Origin of the sequence: Psychrobacter sp. FME13, assembly GCF_014861395.1 — a bacterium.
Lineage (GTDB): Bacteria > Pseudomonadota > Gammaproteobacteria > Pseudomonadales > Moraxellaceae > Psychrobacter.
Genome location: NZ_RRYV01000015.1, coordinates 1 through 15,986, shown reverse-complemented (window position 1 = coordinate 15,986; position 15,986 = coordinate 1). Strand labels below are relative to the sequence as shown.

At 40.6% G+C, this 15,986-nt stretch carries 16 protein-coding genes and 1 pseudogene; 11 read left to right on the top strand and 6 right to left on the bottom strand.

The genetic code is table 11. The features are described from left to right. Window positions 1–58: 58 nt before the first annotated feature. The 5 genes from dksA to EI164_RS03605 form a co-directional block, all read right to left on the bottom strand. On the bottom strand, window positions 59–496 hold the full coding sequence (gene dksA, locus EI164_RS03625) for an RNA polymerase-binding protein DksA (RefSeq protein WP_192518637.1): 438 nt from the start codon (window positions 494–496) through the stop codon (window positions 59–61). 583 nt (window positions 497–1,079) lie between these two features. Beyond that, entirely contained in the window at window positions 1,080–1,928 is an 849-nt protein-coding gene (locus tag EI164_RS03620) for a metallophosphoesterase (protein WP_192518636.1), read from the bottom strand. A gap of 430 nt (window positions 1,929–2,358) precedes the next feature. Next, window positions 2,359–3,177 carry a metal ABC transporter permease gene (locus EI164_RS03615; protein WP_192518635.1) on the bottom strand — a complete coding sequence of 273 codons (819 nt, stop codon included), beginning with the start codon at window positions 3,175–3,177 and terminating at the stop codon, window positions 2,359–2,361. Window positions 3,178–3,276: 99 nt separating this feature from the next. Then, window positions 3,277–4,083 carry a metal ABC transporter ATP-binding protein gene (locus EI164_RS03610; RefSeq protein WP_192518634.1) on the bottom strand — a complete coding sequence of 269 codons (807 nt, stop codon included), beginning with the start codon at window positions 4,081–4,083 and terminating at the stop codon, window positions 3,277–3,279. A 121-nt stretch (window positions 4,084–4,204) separates the two neighbouring features. After that, complete coding sequence (locus EI164_RS03605) at window positions 4,205–4,768, bottom strand: Fur family transcriptional regulator (protein WP_192518633.1); 564 nt, start codon at window positions 4,766–4,768, stop codon at window positions 4,205–4,207. Between the two features lie 169 nt (window positions 4,769–4,937). Between EI164_RS03605 and EI164_RS03600 the strand changes: the two genes are divergently transcribed. The 11 genes from EI164_RS03600 to EI164_RS03550 all read left to right on the top strand — a co-directional run bounded on the left by EI164_RS03600 (window position 4,938) and on the right by EI164_RS03550 (window position 15,709). Further along, window positions 4,938–5,822, top strand: a complete 885-nt coding sequence (locus EI164_RS03600) for a metal ABC transporter solute-binding protein, Zn/Mn family (RefSeq protein WP_192518632.1) — start codon at window positions 4,938–4,940, stop codon at window positions 5,820–5,822. A gap of 279 nt (window positions 5,823–6,101) precedes the next feature. After that, window positions 6,102–6,500: an ATP synthase subunit I gene (locus tag EI164_RS03595; RefSeq protein ID WP_192518631.1), complete on the top strand. Its 399-nt coding sequence runs from the start codon at window positions 6,102–6,104 to the stop codon at window positions 6,498–6,500. Window positions 6,501–7,191: 691 nt separating this feature from the next. Beyond that, entirely contained in the window at window positions 7,192–8,058 is an 867-nt protein-coding gene (atpB, locus tag EI164_RS03590; protein WP_192518630.1) for a F0F1 ATP synthase subunit A, read from the top strand. Window positions 8,059–8,094: 36 nt separating this feature from the next. Next, window positions 8,095–8,343, top strand: a complete 249-nt coding sequence (gene atpE / locus EI164_RS03585) for a F0F1 ATP synthase subunit C (protein WP_010197960.1) — start codon at window positions 8,095–8,097, stop codon at window positions 8,341–8,343. Between the two features lie 117 nt (window positions 8,344–8,460). Continuing rightward, on the top strand, window positions 8,461–8,931 hold the full coding sequence (locus EI164_RS03580) for a F0F1 ATP synthase subunit B (RefSeq protein ID WP_192518629.1): 471 nt from the start codon (window positions 8,461–8,463) through the stop codon (window positions 8,929–8,931). A 13-nt stretch (window positions 8,932–8,944) separates the two neighbouring features. Next, window positions 8,945–9,568, top strand: a complete 624-nt coding sequence (locus EI164_RS03575) for a F0F1 ATP synthase subunit delta (RefSeq protein ID WP_192518628.1) — start codon at window positions 8,945–8,947, stop codon at window positions 9,566–9,568. A 93-nt stretch (window positions 9,569–9,661) separates the two neighbouring features. Further along, on the top strand, window positions 9,662–11,206 hold the full coding sequence (atpA, locus tag EI164_RS03570; protein WP_192518627.1) for a F0F1 ATP synthase subunit alpha: 1,545 nt from the start codon (window positions 9,662–9,664) through the stop codon (window positions 11,204–11,206). 218 nt (window positions 11,207–11,424) lie between these two features. Beyond that, window positions 11,425–12,306: a F0F1 ATP synthase subunit gamma gene (atpG, locus tag EI164_RS03565; protein ID WP_192518626.1), complete on the top strand. Its 882-nt coding sequence runs from the start codon at window positions 11,425–11,427 to the stop codon at window positions 12,304–12,306. A 38-nt stretch (window positions 12,307–12,344) separates the two neighbouring features. Further along, a complete protein-coding gene (atpD, locus tag EI164_RS03560; RefSeq protein WP_192518625.1) occupies window positions 12,345–13,778 on the top strand; it encodes a F0F1 ATP synthase subunit beta in 1,434 nt (477 codons plus the stop codon). Window positions 13,779–13,883: 105 nt separating this feature from the next. Beyond that, window positions 13,884–14,300, top strand: coding sequence for a F0F1 ATP synthase subunit epsilon (locus tag EI164_RS03555; RefSeq protein ID WP_192518624.1), 417 nt, complete (start codon window positions 13,884–13,886; stop codon window positions 14,298–14,300). Window positions 14,301–14,992: 692 nt separating this feature from the next. Then, complete coding sequence (locus EI164_RS03550) at window positions 14,993–15,709, top strand: response regulator (protein WP_192518623.1); 717 nt, start codon at window positions 14,993–14,995, stop codon at window positions 15,707–15,709. Window positions 15,710–15,835: 126 nt separating this feature from the next. On the opposite strand, the pseudogene EI164_RS16920 reads toward EI164_RS03550, so the two are convergent. After that, window positions 15,836–15,986, bottom strand: a pseudogene (locus EI164_RS16920) (IS30 family transposase); the annotation flags it as partial.

The window sequence follows — 15,986 nt, the reverse complement described above, 5'->3', positions numbered from 1 at the left end:
GTTTTTATGACTGTCAATGCTTACTACTGATAATTGAAAGTCATACACAATATCTTCTTTAAGCGCCTTGGTTTTGACGTTCTTTAATTTCAGATAGTGTTTTACAATCAATACATTGAGTGGCTGTTGGGCGTGCTTCTAGGCGACGAAGACCAATCTCTACACCACAAGTCTCACAAAAGCCATAGTCATCATTTTCTATTTCTGCTATCGATTTATCGATTTTGCGAATGAGCTTGCGTTCACGGTCACGTGTACGTAATGCTAAGGCAAACTCTTCTTCTTGGGTGGCACGATCATTGATATCTGGCATGGAACTTGACTCATCTTGAATATAAGTCTTGGTACGATCTGCTTCGCCAATCAATTGGTTTTTCCAGTCCAACAGAATAGCCCTGAAATGCTCTAATTGAGCATCAGACATATACTCTTCGTCTTTGGCTGGCACATAAGGAGTAAACTTTACTTCACTCGGGTTCGTGGTCACGGTGCTCATATGGGTATCCTACTTTTTCAAATTAATTCAATAAAACGACGTATCAACAGATAGCACGTTATTAATTTTACGAACATTGTAATGTGGTCCATTTATAAAACGTTTTACCACTTGGTAACACAAGTAACACAGTTGGTCTAATAGTATGAATATATCGATGGTCAGACATATACTTATACCTGTTTTTATTTAAATATAGTCAATGCCAGATAAAGAAGATACGGTGTCAGGCTTGCTTAGCCTACTACTTGCCCAGCGCTCACTCACCTTCTTTTTCTCTAAGTTACATGGAACTGACTAGATATCGTAATGCCTAAAATATGTCACCAACTGCTGACGGAAAAAACGACCCTTTTTACTCAACTTAGCCATCCTAGCTATTATGATTTTGCCTAATATCAAATATTAGGTGGTCTTCGCTTTATTTTATAAGTTGTATCATTGTTTTTAATAATAATGAAGTTATTTTTTATCTTAATAGCAACTTTACTTGGTTAGCCATTATATATTTAATCAAGGAATATTAACCAAAATATTGATATAAAACAGATTTAATTGATATTTGGAGCAATCAAACTGGGCGTCAAGTATCCAGTCTTTCAATCCAGCTTGCAACCTTTCCATTGTTGCCTAATTGCAACCAACGATAACCAGGTAGAGCGTCGTTATCGTAGGCAAAGCTATCTTCATTAGGCATAAACTGATAGCAAGTAGACGGTGTGCTATAGACGGTAACGTCTTGACGGTGGCGAACTTGCTCTTGATGAATATGTCCGCTTATGATTACTTTTAGATGCTCAAATGCCGCCATATATTGCCAAAATCTCTCGCTGTTTTCTACCATATGGTTATCAATCCAGGCAGAGTTTACTGGTACGACATGATGGTGGAGGGCGATCAATGCAGGTTTATCACAGGCACTGAGTCTCTTGCACAACCAGTCAATATCATCAGGTGTTACTTCTCCTGCCACTTTACCTGTAATAGATGAGTCTAATAACAATAACTGCCAATGATCGGTTTCGATAATATGTTGACTTAATAAACGAGGGTCGGTAGAACGCCCGACCAGCGTGCGCTGAGGGAAGGGCAAATGACTGTCAATCTCATCAGTCACATCATGATTGCCGGCAATACAAGCAAAAGGAACACCAGTTGCTTGTAATACTTTGAAGATATGATCATAAATGACAGGCTCAACTTTATTAACTAAGTCACCAGTTACCAAGATTAAATCACAGCGCATATCTGCGCTTAATGCTTGCTGAAGTACTTTCTCAAAGCTATGTTGATAAATAGCAGGTTTATCATGATCACTACTATCATTGTCAGACATAAAATCAACAGGCGTCGATAAATGCAAATCAGTGACTTGCAATACATTGACCTGCTTATCTGGCGTGCTGATTTTACTGACAGGATAGGTTGGCATTGGGCCACTTCCTTATTGAGTCAGAACATTTCATGCTGTCAAAATGACTGTAAATAAATGAGTCGCTGTGATTTGTTTTCACTACTTATTTTCCCATTCGATATAGTATTTAATGGTAGTTACCACACTATACTTGCAATCATCATTATAGGCAGCTTTTTATTCATTATAATACTGATAATATTAGGGAAAGTTTATAACATAAAGTGAATCAAAGCTCTAGAAATACTAATCAAATAAAGTCGGATAATACAATAAAAAATGCTTTTAGGGTAGTTACTTAGTCACTCTAGCATGTTCTCCTTTTTAAAAATGGGGATAAAAATGAGAAAATAGCACGGATAAATTCGATAGTATCAAAACATTACCCTGTTATTTAACGATATGTTTGGCTTGTTCAAACGACTATTAATTGAATTAATGGCACCCTTTAAGAGCGTGCTACCCAAAATTTTGAGGTTATTAACTTTGAAAAAATAAGTGCGATAAAAAATAAAATAGCCAATATTAATACAATAGACAGTCCTGTCTGAATATCTAACCAAATACTACCCCAAACGCCCAATGTGACCCCAAGCTGCGCGATAAGTAATGATATGACGACCATTTGTTTGGGTGAGGTCACCCATAAGCGTGCGGTGAGTGCTGGTAATACCAACAAACCACTGATCAGCAAGCTACCGACCGCTTGTAGCGCAACGGCACAGAACCCTGCCAATATTCCCATAAAAAACAATCGTTGACGTGTTGGGTTAATGCCCTGAATACGTGCCAGTGCTTCGTGAGTAGCAAGCTTAATTTGTGCTGGCCATATATAGCGTAGTAAGCCCAAACCCACTAGCACACTACCCGCGAGTAAAGGCAAGTCAGCCCAATCGAGCTCTAATAGATTGCCAAACAAAAACCCCAAGACGTTGGATTGTTGGTCGGTTAGCTGTGTGAGGGTCAATAAACCCAAGCACAGTAATGATACGGCAACGACCGCCAGTACGGCATCTGCAGGTAGACGTTCATCATCAATCAATACCAGTCCTAACACTACCATGACACTGACTAGCAAGACACCAATGCCCATGGGAATTTGCCACCAAGCGGCTAAGGCCACACCTAGTAAGGTGCCATGTGCTAGAGCATCAGCAAAAAATGCCATACGGCGCCACAACACCAAACACCCTAAAGGTGCTGATAGTAATGCTAAAATGCTGCCAGCAATCCAAGCAGGAGCGATAATGGCTAACCAAGTGGTCATAATAAATATCCGTAAAATTTTTATAAGGTCTTAAGACGGTATCAGTAAATGTCAAAAACATCGGACTAAACACAGCCGTAATATGTGGGGTTTTGATGGTTATGGTTCGATCTCATTTGGTGCGTGATGCTGGCAAGCATGTGGCTGATGCACATAAGGCTGCTCATAGTAATGACCAAATAGTTTTTTAAATTCGGTGCTAATGGCCAGTTCGCTTGGTTGTCCCTCGCAGCAGATATGTTTGTTGAGGCAAATAACGCGTCGACTGCCTCTCATTACCCAGTGTAGATCATGGGATATCACCAACATGGCACAACGCAAGAAATCTGGGAGCGTATCAATGAATTGATACAGCCAAACTTCAGTATCAGGATCAAGCCCTTGCATAGGTTCATCCAAAATTAATAAATTGGGTTTATCTAATAAGGCTCGGGCTAATAAAACGCGCTGTGTTTCACCACCTGACAAGTGCAGCATCTGCCGTGATAGCAAATGCGTCAATGCTAAATTATCAAATATGAACTGGCGTTGCTCTACGGTTAACCGGTTTTTATTTGCTTGATTCAGCAGGTCGCTGACTCGCAAGGGCAATATTGGCGGGACTGTAAATCGCTGCGGTACATAGCCAAGTCGCAGTGGTTGATGCGCAGTTATGTTGCCCTGAGTCGGCTCAATCAAACCCAAAATTAGTTTGACTAGCGTTGATTTACCAGCACCATTAGGCCCAACCAGGCTCACCGTCTCATTGGTAGTAATATCAATATTGATATTTGAGAGAATACGTTGCGGTCCGACATGGTAGTTGATATTGCTCAAGCTTAGCAGCTGTTTAGTATCGTTCGCGGTAGGGTTATCAGCAGTAGGGGAGGGCGGCTGATTAGATATTAAGGTAGAAGAGAGGCTCATAATATGACAACAAATGGATAAGTAAAGGATAGAGGTAATCAGAATATTGCTATAGAGAGTTAGAGCATATCATCATATACAAATACTGACGTTTAAGTACAGAAGTTCAAATGCTCATATATTACTGGCACGCTTGGCATCGACCACTAAGCTCAATCACACTGTTCTCCACAACAAACCCAACATCTTGCTCAGCAAAGCTCATCATCTCTTGTACTGGTAAGCTGCTACATTCTTGTACACGCTGGCACTGATCACAGATCAGGAAAGCTGCCGTATGCTGTGCCCTTGGGTGACAGCAAGGAATATAAGCGTTAATAGACGTCAACTGATGAATTAAACCTTCGCTCAATAAAAACTCCAAACTGCGATAAACTGTAGGTGGAGCGACGTTTTTTTTGGTTTGTTTTTTTGATGAGGGCTTTTGCGAGTGAGGCTTCTTATTGTCATCACTGGTTTCAGAGTCTGACAGGCGCATATCTTGTAGTTGGGCGATTAAATCGTAGGCACCAATGGGTTTATTGGCTTCTAATACTAACTGATATATTTGTTGACGCAATGACGTAAAGCGTGCACCACTTAACTGACATTGTTCCTTTGCTGCTGTTAAGCGCTCGACAACGTCATGCGGTGTAAAATCTTGCACATCATGTAAATGTTCACAATCTGATGAATGGGTAGACATAGTGCGAACTCCTAAAAATAAAATGGCTGTTTTATTATATTTTTTATTGTTATAGTATAACATAATAAAAAGCAAGGCAGATAAGCGACCTTAGTTTATCTGTCATACCTTTAGTTTGCATCAAATATAGTATTTACAAACCATTACTCATATATCAAAGACATCTATTATGAAATCAGCTTTCAATCAGTTATTACGTCCAGTTATCAAGATAAAACGTCTGCTAATTTCTGGAGCAGTACTAGGGTTCTTAACGCTAAACGCCCAAGCAGCAACGGTTAGTGTGAGCAACTATCCGATGTTTTTACTCAGTGAAGCGGTGACTGAGGGAACACCATCAGCCAATAGAATTCTACAAGCAGGCGATGTAGGGCATCACGGGAGCGTCAGCCCAAGCGATATCAAGGCCATTAAAGACAGTAAGTTTGTCGTCTGGTTTGGTCCTGCACTAGAAAATAGCTTAACTGGTAGTTTACAAACCGCCCCCAACGCGATTGCTATGTTTGATTTTAATGCTTTTAATCGTTATCCGCTGCGTGATGTAAAAGGCGTACCGATTGAGAACACACTTGATCCACATATTTGGCTAGATCCTGAAAACGCCAAAGCCATCACCCGTGCACTAGCAGTGATACATAGCCGCGCTAATCCAGAGTATGCAGATACCTATCAATCTAATGTTAAAAAGTTTGCTGAACGCATGGATAAAGCTGTTGCTGATATACAACAAGACGCTCAGAAAAATCGTCCTTACTGGGTTTATCATGATGCGTATCAATATATCGAAAAAGCGGCTCATATAAAGTTAGCAGGTAGTTTGAGCCCAGATCATCACCTTTCTCCAAAAGCCAGTCAGTTACGCTGGTTGAATGAAAACCGTCCTGTTGATCAGATGTGTATGGTCAATCAGGGCACTGTTCCGAAAGGTTTGCTTGCCAAGCTACAGCCTGTGAAAACAACCATACAAATCGAAGATATGAGCTCTAGCAAAGATTTCGTAGAAGGGTGGATGCAAATGGCACAACAAATTAATAATTGTATTGATGGTAACTAAGAGTAGGTATAAATATCCACTAAATAAGTATTCACCAAATAAATATTACCATGACTCAAATATAGTGATTTGAACTTCAGAATAATCTATCTTGAGTCATGTGTCTGCTAAATAGTTGACAAGTTTCAGATTTTACTTGCTTAACACGCACATGCTCCTTATAATAAGTGGCGTTTGATTTTGGTTATAAAGGTAATACCTGTAGGGTAAACGATTCACGGATAAAAGTATCAGAAGCATGCTAAATTATCCTAATGTTGTAAGGCTATAGGAATACTGATGACCAAGCCTGCTAAACGCACGCAAAAAGATAAGATTGGCATCTATATCAAACGCCAAGCATGGATATTATTTATTCTCATAATTATTGCTTGGGTCATAGATGCTGTTTGGTTGCATAGTGAGCTTACCGTAACAAAAAGTGCCGCTCTCGGTGCGTTACTTAGCTTTTCTAGCCAATCTATATTTGCTGGGTTTATTTTTTGGTATACTGGATATCGCGCGCGCCAACATATTGTTAGCCAGCTATATCGAGGACAGATGGCCAAGTGGCTATTAGCCATGTTGGGTTTCGCACTAATTTTTATTACCGTACAACCCCTATCTGCGCCTGCGCTGTTTATCGGTTTTATGGTAATGCAAATTAGTCACAGTTGGATGTTGTGGTATATACGTTAGTGTTAACTATAGATATAGTTATATGATTAATATTTTTATGAAAGCCACCCTGCCGTCCAACTTCTCTATGACTAGTTCTAAAATGTCAAAACATAAAAGTCTGTCTTAAGACAGTGCTAGCGATCGTAAAATTTTTGTATAATTATTCGAAATGAACGTAGTGTGTCAAAATATAGTGATAGGGTAGAGCAGATTAAGTTACTGTTATTATTTATCAAAACTATTTTTGCAAATAGATTGCAGATAGATTATAGACACAAAGTTATGTTAGAAAATATTAACAGTAGCTAACTTATTCATACAACGAATAAAAATTTGATAATTGACTTTACACGAATACAACGCTGCATTAAGATAGACAGCTAAATATTTTGCTTATGAACGCTATACAAGGCGTTAGTCGTCAAAATACGACAGTAAGTGAACACATATATAATAATTTTGCGTACATATGCAAGGGCTATTACTGAATTATCATAAGCCCTTTTTTGATAGCTAAAATTCATTTGCGGCTATCAAATCCGTACATTAGTAATAGAACTATGGGTTGGATGTTATTGGTTACATGAGCGTTTTAGTGTCAGTTATTTGCTGGCTTATCAGCATGTTAGATAGCACGCTAAAACCTCATCAGATGACAACCATATTTTTGGTAGTTGATTAAATCGTTGATTAATAAGAAGCTTACATTATGGCAGCCGAGCAAACATCATCAGAATATATCTCTCACCACTTAACGAATTGGACGTATGGCTATTTGCCGGGCGAAGGTTGGAAAGTTGCCCATACTGCTGAAGAAGCAGGGGCAATGGGTTTTAATGCTATCCATCTTGATTCTATGCTTTGGTCAGTTGGTCTGGGTATTTTATTTTGTGCCATCTTTTGGATGGTTGCCAAAAAAGTCACTTCAGGCGTGCCAAGCAAAACTCAGGCAGCGATTGAATTGATCGTTGAGTTTGTTGATAACAACGTTCGTGATTCGTACAGTGGTACTTCAAAATTGATTGCGCCACTAGCGTTGACCATTTTTGTGTGGATCTTCTTAATGAACTTGATGGATTTAATACCCGTTGACTTCATTCCAGGTCTTGCAGGACAAGTTGGTGCTGCAATGGGTCATGATCCTCATCACGTGTTCTTCAAGATTGTTCCAACAACCGATCCTAATATCACGCTTGGCATGTCATTTTCTGTCTTTGCATTGATTATATTTTATAGTATTAAAGAAAAAGGTCTTGGCGGATTTATAGGTGAGTTAACACTACACCCATTTGGTGCCAAAAACCCAATTATCCAAGCTATTTTAATCCCCATCAACTTCATTTTAGAAGCTGTTACTTTGATTGCTAAGCCAGTATCACTTGGTTTGCGTCTATTCGGTAATATGTATGCTGGGGAATTGATTTTTATACTGATTGCTCTAATGCCGTTTTGGATTCAATGGGCGTTATCGGTACCGTGGGCTATCTTCCACATCTTAGTTATTACACTTCAAGCGTTCGTATTTATGATGCTGACGATAGTTTACATGTCGCTTGCATCATCAACTGAACATTAATTAGACATTATTCAATAGGTAAATGAGGATACATCAATGGATCCAGTATTAGGTGGTTACACAGTTATCGCAGTAGCGCTACTTATCGGTCTTGGCGCACTTGGCACAGGTATTGGTTTTGCTATTCTAGGTGGCAAGTTCTTAGAAGGTGTTGCGCGTCAGCCAGAACTTGGCTCACAATTGCAAACTCGTATGTTCATCGTAGCAGGTCTTCTTGATGCTATTCCGATGATCGGTGTTGGTATTGCTATGCTATTGTTATTCGCTAACCCTCTAGCAGGTTAATCCGAAAGCTCAGTTGTAAATGTTTGGTATTCGGAAGTTTTCTATCAAATATAGTCAAGATTTGACTGCCAAACATGATCAATGAAACTGATTTTTCATTAACAAAGAGGTGATCACGTGAATATCAATTTTACACTCGTCGGTCAAGCCATTGCTTTTGCAATATTTGTGGTTTTTTGCATGAAATTCGTGTGGCCACCACTTATCGGCGCCATTAATGAGCGTCAGCGTAAAATTGCTGAAGGCTTGAGTGCCGCAGAAAAAGCAAAAGCAGATTTAGCGACCGCGGAGCAAGATGTCCAGCAGGAGCTTGATCTTGCAAAGACTAAAGCTGCTGCTCTAATTGAGCAAGCAAACAAGAGTGCCAATCAGCTTGTCGAAGATGCAAAAATGCAAGCCCAAACGGAAGCCGAGCGCATTCGTCAACAGGCGCAAGCGTCTATCGACCAAGAAATCAATCAAGCACGTGAGTCATTACGTGCTCAAGTTGCTGAACTGGCTGTGCTTGGTGCAGAAAAGATTTTGCAAGACAAAGTCGATGTGCAAAAACATGCCAGTATGCTAGACCAACTGGCGGCGAAGCTGTAACTGTGAGGATATAATGGCTGACTTATCAACCTTAGCACGACCCTACGCTAGAGCCGCGTTTGACTATGCCAATGAAAACGGGGCTGTAGATGAGTGGGAGAATTTCTTGTTTATCGCCAGTACAGTTGTCAATGACAAAGCTTTTCGTACTTGGCTAGAAAATCCAGCTGTTACGGCTGAGCATAAGTCAGCTGCTTTGGTTGATCTTTATGACTCACAAGTAGCTGGTGATAATGGTTCTGCTTTTAAACAGCTATTAGGTGAGAGCAAAGGCTCTCGTTATGGCAATAATATTAGCTATCCTAAAGTATCACCAGCGCTCACTAATTTTATTAAGCAGCTGGCAGATCAAGAGCGTCTAGCGCTGCTTCCTGAAGTTTATGAGCATTATCGTCATCACAAGGCCATAAGCTTAAAGCAGCTTGACGCATATGTGACTACTGCCTACCCATTGACTGACGTTCAGCGTGAAACGATTAAGATGCGCCTTGCCGAATCACTAAACGGTAGTGTCGTGATTCATGAGTCGGTCGATCCAAGTCTATTGGCAGGCGCTACGATAAAAGTCGGTGACAAAGTCATTGATGATTCGATGCGCGGCAAGTTACAACAGTTAAAAACACAGCTAACTGCCTAATGCCATTCATCAACGCAGCTCTATAATACCTGCGTGATAGTAAGAGCATTTAAGTCAGTGGGCGGGTTATCATAAATTAAAGGAAACAAGGCAATGCAACAATTGAATCCAGCGGAAATCAGTAACCTGATTAAGCAGCGTATTCAAGACCTTGATGCGGGTGCAACTGCAAAGAATGAAGGCACGATTGTCAAAGTATCTGACGGTATCGTGCAGATTCATGGTCTTGAAGATGCCATGTACGGCGAAATGATTGAGTTTGAAGGCGAAATCTATGGAATGGCTCTTAACTTAGAGCGTGATTCTGTCGGCGCGGTAGTACTTGGTGATTACCTAAAGCTGCAAGAAGGTCAAAAAGCCTATTGTACTGGTCGTATCCTTGAAGTACCAGTAGGTCCTGAGCTGCTAGGTCGTGTTGTTGACGCCTTGGGTAATCCTATTGATGGCAAAGGTCCTATCGATGCTAAGATGACTGACAAAGTCGAGAAAATCGCTCCAGGCGTTATCGATCGTCAGTCAGTAGATCAGCCAGTAATGACTGGCTATAAAGCCGTTGATACCATGATTCCAATCGGTCGTGGCCAGCGTGAGCTTATCATTGGTGACCGTCAGACTGGTAAAACAGCGATGGCTATCGATGCGATCATTGCACAGAAAGCTTCTGGCATTAAATGTGTATACGTCGCTATCGGACAGAAACGTTCGACTATCGCTAACGTAGTACGTAAGCTTGAACAAACTGGCGCACTAGAATATACCACTGTTGTGGTTGCTTCAGCATCAGAGCCTGCAGCTCTACAGTATATTGCACCATATTCAGGCTGTACGATGGGTGAATACTTCCGTGACCGCGGCGAAGATGCATTGATTGTATTTGATGATTTATCAAAGCAAGCAGTCGCTTATCGTCAGATTTCACTATTGCTACGTCGTCCGCCAGGTCGTGAAGCATATCCTGGTGACGTATTCTATTTACATTCACGTTTACTTGAGCGTGCATCACGTGTAAATGCTGACTATGTAGAAAAGTTCACTAACGGTGAAGTGAAAGGTAAAACTGGCTCTTTAACGGCGCTACCAATCATTGAGACACAAGCTGGTGACGTATCTGCATTCGTACCAACTAACGTGATTTCAATCACTGATGGTCAGATCTTCTTAGAATCTAGCCTATTCAACTCAGGTATCCGTCCGGCAGTAAATGCTGGTATCTCGGTATCTCGTGTTGGTGGTTCAGCACAGACTAAGATTATCAAAAAGCTATCTGGTGGTATTCGTACTGCGTTGGCCCAATACCGTGAATTGGCAGCATTTGCTCAGTTTGCCTCAGATCTTGATGATGCAACTCGCGAACAGCTCGATCATGGTGAGCGTGTGACTGAACTGATGAAGCAAAAGCAGTATCAGCCAATGTCTATCTCTGAGCAAGCAGCTGTTATTTATGCTTCAAATGAAGGATTCTTATCGGATGTGCCTGTTGAAAAGATTGGTTCTTTCGAAGAAGCTTACTTACGCTATATGCATGATGAGCAGAGTGAATTGATGCGTGAGATTGATGACACTGCGAACTACAACGATGATATCGCAGGTCGTTTAAAGTCAGCTCTAGAGACCTTTAAACAAAATCACAGTTATTAATTTCACGGGTTAAGCCGGATTTGGTTACGGCTATCTGTGATAGTCAATAAAAAGTGGCACATTGTCTTATTAGATACTTGCGCCACTGTTTTAACCACTAGCAGCATTAGATCGCGTAATGCACAAGATATAGAATGTTATTCTGCCAGATTAATGTCATATATCAAATGATTGTCGCTTGCGCCAATGCTTTTTAACCCTCTCATATTGGAATCATTATGGCAAGCTTAAAAGAGATACGTGCCAAAGTCACCAGTATTAAAAGCACCCAAAAAATTACTCGTGCAATGCAAATGGTTGCAGCAAGTAAAATGCGCCGTGCACAAGAGCGCATGGAAGTGGGTCGCCCGTATGCTGATAGTATGCGTCGGGTTATTTCACATTTGGTGCATGCTTCATCTGACTACAAACACCCGTATATGGTATCGCGTCCTGTCAATAAGGTTGGCTATATTGTCATTACCTCTGACCGTGGTCTAGCGGGCGGTTTGAACGTCAACTTATTTAAAGCTTTATCTAAGAGTATCCAGCAATATCAAGATCAGTCTGTACAGACTGAGTTTGCAGCTATTGGTGCTAAAGGCGTGAGTTTTTTCAAAAATTTTGGTGGTAATGTTACCTCGGCAGTGACCGATTATGGTGATAAGCCAACGTTTGAGCAAATAAACGCACCTGTTCAAGCCATGCTTGAGGATTATAGTAACGGTAATATAGATCGCATCTATGTGGTCTATAACAAATTCGTTAATGCCATGACTCAAAAGCCGACTGTCAATCAATTGGTTCCTTTACCAGAGCAGTCATTTGATGAAGACGAAAGTGGCTTACAAACAGAGCTCAGCTGGGACTATATCTATGAGCCTGATATCAAGACATTGATTGATGAATTACTTGGCCGTTATATTGAGTCGATTGTCTATCAAGCGGTAATGGAAAACATCGCTTCTGAGCAGTCGTCACGTATGGTTGCTATGAAAGCGGCTACAGATAATGCTGGTGACCTTATTAACGATTTACAGTTGGTTTATAACAAGCTGCGTCAAGCGGCGATTACCCGAGAAATCTCGGAAATCGTTGGCGGTGCTGCTGCTGTTTCATAATTGACTACACCTATATATAGAAGTTCAAGGAGAACGCAATGAGTAGCGGTCGTATTGTACAGATTATTGGCGCGGTTCTTGACGTTGAGTTCAACCGTAATGAAGTTCCTCAGATTTTTGATGCCTTGCAAGTAGATGGTACCGAAACCACCCTAGAAGTACAGCAACAGCTAGGTGATGGTATCGTACGTACTATTGCTATGGGATCAACTGAAGGCCTAAAGCGTAACCTACCTGTTACCAATACTGGTGCAGCTATTTCTGTACCAGTAGGTACAGGAACACTGGGTCGCATTATGGATGTTCTTGGTCGTCCTATTGATGAAGAAGGTCCTGTTGCAGCAGACGAGAAATGGTCTATCCACCGTGATGCGCCAAGTTATGCTGATCAGTCAAACAGCACTGAACTACTAGAGACTGGTATTAAAGTAATTGATTTACTTTGCCCGTTTGCTAAAGGTGGTAAAGTTGGTCTGTTCGGTGGTGCTGGTGTTGGTAAAACCGTTAACATGATGGAGCTGATCAATAACATCGCTCTAAAGCATGAAGGTTTGTCAGTATTTGCTGGTGTTGGTGAGCGTACTCGTGAAGGTAACGATTTCTATCATGAAATGCAAGAAGCTGGCGTTGTAAACACTGAAGACTTTAGTAAATCTAAAGTTGCGATGGTATATGGTCAGATGAATGAGCCACCGGGTAACCGTCTACGTGTTGCATTGTCTGGCTTGACTATGGCTGAATACTTCCGTGATACTAAAGATCCTGCTACTGGCAAAGGTCGTGACGTATTGCTGTTTGTTGATAACATCTACCGTTATACGCTAGCCGGTACTGAAGTATCAGCACTGCTTGGTCGTATGCCATCAGCAGTTGGTTATCAGCCGACACTTGCTGAAGAGATGGGCTTATTGCAAGAACGCATTACTTCAACTCAGTCAGGTTCTATTACTTCAGTTCAAGCGGTCTATGTACCTGCGGATGATTTGACCGATCCATCACCAGCGACAACGTTTGCTCACTTGGATGCAACGGTTGTACTAAGCCGTGATATCGCATCACAAGGTATCTATCCTGCGGTTGATCCACTAGATTCAACGTCACGTCAGCTAGATCCACAAGTAATTGGTGATGAGCATTACAATGTGGCTCGTGGTGTTCAGGAAGTTCTACAGCGTTATAAAGAGCTTAAAGACATCATCGCTATCTTGGGTATGGATGAGCTATCAGAAGAAGATAAGCTGGTTGTTTACCGTGCACGTAAGATTCAGCGTTTCTTGTCACAGCCATTCCACGTAGCAGAAGTATTCACTGGTGCACCTGGTAAATATGTTGCTCTGCGCGATACCATTGCTAGCTTCAAGGCCATCATTGCAGGTGAATACGATGACCTACCAGAACAAGCCTTCTATATGGCTGGTGGCATTGATGAAGTTGTTGCTAAAGCAGAGAAGATGAAATCTACTGCAGCGTAAAATTGTGCTAGCATTTTCTAAAAGGCAAATAGGTCATAATAAACTTATTTGCCATTAGGTTACGCATCGCAGTTTTGATTGTATTTTGATGGTAAGGAGTTAAGTATGGCAACGTTACAATGTCGCGTCGTAAGTGCTCGTGAAGAGTTGTATTCAGGCGAAATTAGCATGTTAATAGCTACGGGTACCGAAGGCGAGATTGGTGTATTGCCAGGTCACACACCGCTTATTACTTTGCTAAAACCGGGTGCGATGCGTGTGCAAACACCAAATGGTGAAGAAGAAGTGATTTATGTATCAGGTGGTGTCTTAGAAGTACAACCTAAGATCGTTACTGTATTAGCTGATACGGCCATGCGTGCACATAATCTTGACGAAAGTAAAATCGTTGAAGCACGTAAAAAAGCTGAGCAAATGCTGGTTAATCAGTCTGATACGGTACAGACAAATGCTGCTTTGGCTTCATTAGCAGAGTCTGTTGCACAGCTACAGACTATTCGTAAGTACAAAAATCGCGCTTAATTTAATATTATTTATAATTAAGAAACAGTCCATTATGGGCTGTTTTTTTATGCTTGTTATTTATCATTTGATGGTGCTTGAAATAATTGCTTTATTCAATATGGTTTTGATACAAGCAATACAAGTGTGTATAACCATGTATAGTTCAGTGAATGACTACACTGCTACAGCCTTATCTTCTTTAAAGGTATTAAATATTACAACCTATAATTAGTTGCTTTGTACCTATGTTAGAGTTTTTTGACTATAGTGGGTTTATATAAGTCTGACGCCATATGGCCTCTAAGTAAATTAGAAAATGCTATGGTAGAGAGATAAATATATAGTTATATTAGAGATGGTGAAATGAGATCTATCAAGTGAAGCTCAGAATATATAGGTTATTTGATTCATTAAATGAAGTTATTTATATAAATTTAAGTAGTACTAGGCTGATAAGAATCTACCTAACTGATTAATATTTATCCAAAAAGCATGATTTTTGGACGTAAACTAAAGTTTTAATGTATGTAGTTTATAGGTTTTGTTACCGACTATAAGCTATAGTATAGGAAGCTGTATGTTTAATAGTATACTGTGCTACCAAGTTTGTAACAGCTATACGAACATCAATTGCACCGCTTGATGGTGCTATTAATTTTACCGCTCTTACTTTTACTGCTTTTAAATTAGATGTATTAGAGGATATAACAATGACAACGACTGAAGAAGACAATACTCCCCGAATTTTGATTGTTGAAGATGATGAGCGTCTGGCCATGCTGACTCAAGATTACTTGGTCAAAAATGGTTTAGAAGTAGCAATTGAAACTGATGGTAATCGTGCGATTCGCCGTATCGTCAATGAGCAACCAGATATGGTCGTGCTTGATGTCATGCTACCTGGTAGTGATGGTCTGACAGTTTGCCGTGAAGTGCGCCCGCATTACCAAAACCCTATTTTGATGTTGACTGCTCGTACTGAAGATATGGATCAAGTACTAGGTCTTGAGATGGGTGCTGATGATTATGTTGCCAAACCAGCACAGCCACGTGTACTGCTTGCCCGTATCCGTGCGTTGTTACGTCGCTCAGAAAATGCACCATCAGAAGATGTGCCTCAGCGTTTAGAGTTCGGCGAATTGGTCATCGATAATGGTGGACGTTCAGTGAATTTAGGTGAGGAGTTGGTTGATTTTACCAGCGCTGAATATGACCTGCTATGGTTGCTAGCTTCTAATGCTGGTCGCATCTTATCTCGTGAAGACATTTTTGAGCGTTTACGTGGTATTGAGTATGATGGTCAAGATCGCTCAATTGACGTACGTATCTCACGTATCCGTCCAAAAATTGGTGATGATCCAGAGAACCCTAAACGTATCAAGACTGTTCGTAGTAAAGGTTATTTGTTCGTTAAAGAAGGCAACTAATTTTTGTCTATCTAAAACAAGTAATTATTATTTACAAGCATTGAATAAAAAACCAGCTAGAATGCTGGTTTTTTTGTGGCTAAAGTTTAATTTTTAAACTCTTAGATTAACACACCAAGTGCAACGCTAATTAATATTATAGAACGCCTGCATAGGCGTCTTAAACCCTAATCGTTTTCTTGGTCTGTTGTTTAATTTGTTCTCAATGTCCTGCATCTCATCATCAGAGACTTGTCTAAAGTCACAACCCTTAGGCAAGTACTCTCTGATAAGGCCG

Coding starts and splice junctions, on each gene's coding strand:
- dksA (WP_192518637.1), bottom strand. CDS start 496: ATGAGCACCGTGACCACGAACCCGAGTGAAGTAAAGTTTACTCCTTAT.
- EI164_RS03620 (WP_192518636.1), bottom strand. CDS start 1,928: ATGCCAACCTATCCTGTCAGTAAAATCAGCACGCCAGATAAGCAGGTC.
- EI164_RS03615 (WP_192518635.1), bottom strand. CDS start 3,177: ATGACCACTTGGTTAGCCATTATCGCTCCTGCTTGGATTGCTGGCAGC.
- EI164_RS03610 (WP_192518634.1), bottom strand. CDS start 4,083: ATGAGCCTCTCTTCTACCTTAATATCTAATCAGCCGCCCTCCCCTACT.
- EI164_RS03605 (WP_192518633.1), bottom strand. CDS start 4,768: ATGTCTACCCATTCATCAGATTGTGAACATTTACATGATGTGCAAGAT.
- EI164_RS03600 (WP_192518632.1), top strand. CDS start 4,938: ATGAAATCAGCTTTCAATCAGTTATTACGTCCAGTTATCAAGATAAAA.
- EI164_RS03595 (WP_192518631.1), top strand. CDS start 6,102: ATGACCAAGCCTGCTAAACGCACGCAAAAAGATAAGATTGGCATCTAT.
- atpB (WP_192518630.1), top strand. CDS start 7,192: ATGGCAGCCGAGCAAACATCATCAGAATATATCTCTCACCACTTAACG.
- atpE (WP_010197960.1), top strand. CDS start 8,095: ATGGATCCAGTATTAGGTGGTTACACAGTTATCGCAGTAGCGCTACTT.
- EI164_RS03575 (WP_192518628.1), top strand. CDS start 8,945: ATGGCTGACTTATCAACCTTAGCACGACCCTACGCTAGAGCCGCGTTT.
- atpA (WP_192518627.1), top strand. CDS start 9,662: ATGCAACAATTGAATCCAGCGGAAATCAGTAACCTGATTAAGCAGCGT.
- atpG (WP_192518626.1), top strand. CDS start 11,425: ATGGCAAGCTTAAAAGAGATACGTGCCAAAGTCACCAGTATTAAAAGC.
- atpD (WP_192518625.1), top strand. CDS start 12,345: ATGAGTAGCGGTCGTATTGTACAGATTATTGGCGCGGTTCTTGACGTT.
- EI164_RS03555 (WP_192518624.1), top strand. CDS start 13,884: ATGGCAACGTTACAATGTCGCGTCGTAAGTGCTCGTGAAGAGTTGTAT.
- EI164_RS03550 (WP_192518623.1), top strand. CDS start 14,993: ATGACAACGACTGAAGAAGACAATACTCCCCGAATTTTGATTGTTGAA.